3 protein-coding genes are annotated in these 4,185 nt (G+C 72.7%); 2 read left to right on the plus strand and 1 reads right to left on the minus strand.

Translation table 11 applies throughout. From position 1 onward, the window contains the following. Positions 1-42 precede the first annotated feature (42 nt). Entirely contained in the window at positions 43-1,422 is a 1,380-nt protein-coding gene (locus tag DEJ02_RS18210; RefSeq protein ID WP_111034070.1) for an MFS transporter, read from the minus strand. A gap of 102 nt (positions 1,423-1,524) precedes the next feature. Between DEJ02_RS18210 and DEJ02_RS18215 the strand changes: the two genes are divergently transcribed. Next, positions 1,525-2,943 carry an LLM class flavin-dependent oxidoreductase gene (locus tag DEJ02_RS18215; protein ID WP_111034071.1) on the plus strand — a complete coding sequence of 473 codons (1,419 nt, stop codon included), beginning with the start codon at positions 1,525-1,527 and terminating at the stop codon, positions 2,941-2,943. After that, positions 2,940-4,185 (plus strand): acyl-CoA dehydrogenase family protein (locus DEJ02_RS18220; RefSeq protein ID WP_111034072.1); only part of this gene is annotated, 1,246 nt, incomplete at its 3' end. The genes DEJ02_RS18215 and DEJ02_RS18220, both read left to right, overlap by 4 nt.

Here is a 4,185-nt window from a genome sequence, read left to right on the forward strand (position 1 = left end):
CACGGCCTCCGGAAGGCCAGAACTGTCGCTCAGCGCGAAACGTCAGCCCCCCGCGCCCGCGCCCGCGCCCGCGCCCGCGCCCGCCCGCGCCTCCCGCCGCGCCACCGCCCGCGGATCCACCGCGAACACCGCCGCCACGATCGTCAGCACCGCGTACACCCCGAGGTACCCGCACAGGATCCACGGCGAGCCACCCCCGAGCTGCACGAACACCGCGGCCAGCAGCGGCGTCAGCCCCACCGAGAAGATCGACCCGATCTGGTACCCGAGCGACATCCCCGAGTACCGCCGCCCGGTCGGGAACTGCTCCGCGAACCACGCCGCCTGCGGCCCGTAGATGCTGTCGTGGAACACGCACATCCCGATCAGCGCCACGAGCGGCAGCAGCACGAGCGGCCCCGCGTCGAGGAACGCGAAGAACGGCCAGATGAGCACCGCGATGCCCACCGCCGACCAGATCGTGAGCACCCGCCGCCCGACCCGGTCGGACAGCCACCCCCAGAACGGCGTGGACACGAGCGACACGGCCGAGATCACGAGCACGGCCTGCAGCCCCGCGTCCGAGCCCGATGGCCCCCGCACGTTGCCGAGGTAGGTCAGCGAGTACGTCGTCAGGATCGAGTACAGCGCCGGCTGCACGAGGCGCAGGCCCGCCGTCACCAGGATCGACCGCGGGTGCTGCCGGATCGCCTGCCACACCGGGAACCGCTCGACTCCGCCCGAGGCGCGCAGCTCCTGGAACACCGGGGCGTCCTGCACACCGAGCCGGATGACGAGCCCGACCGCCACGATCACCGCCGAGAACAGGAACGGCAGCCGCCATCCCCAGGCCAGGAACGCCTCGGTGCCGAGCAGCGACCGCACGAGCGTGAAGACCCCGGTCGCCAGGAGCATCCCACCGGCCGACCCCATCTGCGTGAACGCCCCGAACAGCCCCCGGTGCCGCTCCGGCGCGTGCTCGACGGACAGCAACGCCGAGCCGCCCCACTCCGCACCGGCCGCGACGCCCTGCAGCAGCCGCAGGAACACGAGCGCCACGACGGCACCGACCCCGATGGTCGCGGCGGACGGGATGACCCCGATCAGCGTGGACGCGATGCCCATCAGCACCAGCGACGCGACGAGCAGCTTCTTCCGCCCGATCCGGTCACCCAGGTGGCCGGCGATCACCCCGCCGAGCGGCCGCGCCACGAACCCGACGCCGTAGGTCGCGAACGACGCGATGACCCCGACGGCCGGCGTCACGGACGGGAAGAACGTCGGTGCGAAGACCAGCGCCGAGGCCGTCGCGTAGAGGTAGAAGTCGTAGTACTCGACGGTCGTCCCGACGAACGACGCGAGGGCGACCCGACGACGGGTCGCGCTGGTCGACGGTGCAGCGGGACGGCCTGGAGGCGCGGTGACGGTGGTCTGGCTCGGCATGCCTCAGGAGCATGGTCGCGTCCAGGGCCGCGGGGAACACCGCGCGTAACGGGAGGTCACGTCGCTGTCGTCGGGCGGCGCCCGCCGACCACGATGGGACACATGAGCGATGCACCGAACCGCCCGCTGCGCTTCGCGGCCTTCGTCATGAACACGACCTCGCACATCCAGCACGGCCTGTGGCGGCACCCCGACGCCCGGCAGGCGGACTTCGACGACGTGACGCTGTGGACCGACCTGGCGAGGACCCTCGAGCGCGGCAAGTTCGACGCGATGTTCTTCGCCGACGTCGTCGGGACCTACGGTCCCGGTCGCGGCGACTACTCGACCAACCTGCGCGAGGGACTGCAGATCCCCTCGAACGACCCCTCCGTGCTGCTCTCCGCGCTCGCCGTGTCGACCGAGCACCTCGGGCTCGCGTTCACCTCGAGTGTCATCCAGGCGCACCCGTTCGACTTCGCCCGCAAGGTCTCCACGCTCGACCACATCACCCGGGGCCGCATCGGCTGGAACGTCGTCACGAGCGCCCTCGACAGCGCCGCCCGGAACTTCGGGGCCGACCGGCTCGAGGAGCACGACGAGCGCTACGTCTGGGCCGAGGAGTACCTCGAGGTCTGCGCGAAGCTCTGGGAGGGCTCGTGGGAGGACGGCGCCGTGCTGAAGGACCCCGTCCGCGGCTACGCCGACCCCGACAGGGTGCACCGCATCGACCACCACGGCACCCGCTACGACGTGCAGGGCCCGCACCTGTCGGCACCGTCGCCGCAGCGGACCCCGGTGCTGTTCCAGGCCGGGTCGTCGCCGGCCGGCCGTGCCTTCGCCGCCCGGAACGCCGAGGCCCAGTTCATCCTGACCTCGAACCGGGACGCCACCGAACAGCTCATCCGCGAGACCCGCGACCTGGCCGAGGCCGCCGGCCGCCAGCGGGACGACATCGCGTTCTTCCTCGGCCTGACCTTCGTCACCGGCTCCACCGAGGCCGAGGCGAAGGCGAAGGAAGCGGAGATCGACGAGTACCTGGCGGCCGACGGGTTCCTGGTGCACTCGAACCTCGGCTTCGACCCGGACACCGGCGAGCCCCTCGACCCGGACACCCCGCTCTCCGAGGTCCGCACCCACGCCGGACAGTCGCACCTGCAGTGGCTCCGCGAGGCCGCCGGGGACCGCGAACCGACCATCGCCGACCTCGCCCGGTTGTCCGCGAAGCTCCGCGCCCGGGTCGTCGGGACGCCGGAGCAGATCGCCGACGAGCTCGCCGACTGGCAGCGGGTGGGCGTCGACGGCGTCAACGTCATCAACTGGACGCTGCCCGGATCGTACGAGGAGTTCGTCGACCACATCGCGCCGACCCTGCAGGAGCGCGGACTGATGCAGTCCGAGTACCGCGAGGGCACCCTGCGCGAGAAGCTCTTCGGCCACGCACAGCTGCCGGACTCGCACCCCGCCCGGCAGTGGCGCGGGGCGTTCTCGGGCGGCGCCGGCGCGACCGAGGCGCGCGACGCGGTGGAGGTGCCCGCATGACGGACGCGACGACGATCGACGGACGCGTGACGGGCCTCCCGGCCGACCGGCTGGCGACCCTGCGCGAACGCTTCGCGCCCGTGTTCGCGACCATCCGCGACGGCGCGGTCGAGCGTGAGCTCGCGTCCGGGGCGCCCGGCGACCGGCCGCTGCCGCACGCCGAGGTCCGGGCGCTCGCCGACGCGGGGTTCGGACGGTTGCGCGTGCCGGAGGACCGCGGCGGCTTCGGCGTGACGCTGGTCGAACTCGCGCACCTGGTGGCGGACCTGGCAGCGGCGGACTCGAACATCGCGCACCTGTGGCGGGGCCACTTCGGGTACACCGAACTGTTGCTGCTGCGGCCGTCGTCGGCCGGCCGGGACGAGTGGCTCCGGCGCATCGTCGACGGAGCGATCGTCGGGAACGCGACCTCGGAGCGGACCGGGACGACCCTGGCCGACATCTCGACGACGGTGACGCCGGCTGGTGATTCCCTCCGCCTCGACGGGCGGAAGTTCTACTCGACCGGCACGCTCTACGCGGACTGGATCTACCTGGCGGCGGACCGTGACGGGGAGCGCGTGACGTTCGCCGTCGACGCTTCCGCGCCGGGCGTGACGAGCATCGACGACTGGGACGGGTTCGGCCAGCGGTTGACCGCGTCCGGCACGACCGTGTTCGACGGGGTGTCGGTGGACCCGTCGGTGGTGTCGGCGTACCGGGACGCTCCGCTGTCGCACATCCAGGCCTTCTACCAGCTGTACCTGCTGGCGGTCCTCGCCGGGATCGGGCAGGCCGTGTCCGACGACGCCGTGGCCTTCGTGCGACCACGGACCCGCACGTACATCCACGCCAACGCGGCCGTGCCAGGGGAGGACCCGCAGGTGCTCTCGGTGCTCGGGCGGCTGTCGGCCGGGGCGTTCACCGCCCGGTCACTCGTCGTCGCCGCCGCGGGGCTGCTCGACGGGGTCGTCGCGACGAACGAGCCCGGGGTCGGCGTCGACCGCGTGCTGCTCGACGCGGCCGAGAACGCCGTGTACCAGGCGCAGGTCGAGATCGGGCCGCGGGTGCTGCGGTCGGCGTCCGAGTTGTTCGAGGTCGGCGGGGCGTCGGCGGCCGACCGGACGCGCGCGCTGGATCGGCACTGGCGGAACGCCCGCGTCGTGGCGTCGCACAACCCGGCGGTCTACAAGGAGCGGATGGTGGGGGAGTACGCGCTGCACGGGCGGGGGCCGGTGGGGGCGTGGGAGAAGTACCACGAGG

The organism is Curtobacterium sp. MCLR17_042 (assembly GCF_003234695.1).
In the GTDB taxonomy this organism is placed as follows: domain Bacteria; phylum Actinomycetota; class Actinomycetes; order Actinomycetales; family Microbacteriaceae; genus Curtobacterium; species Curtobacterium flaccumfaciens.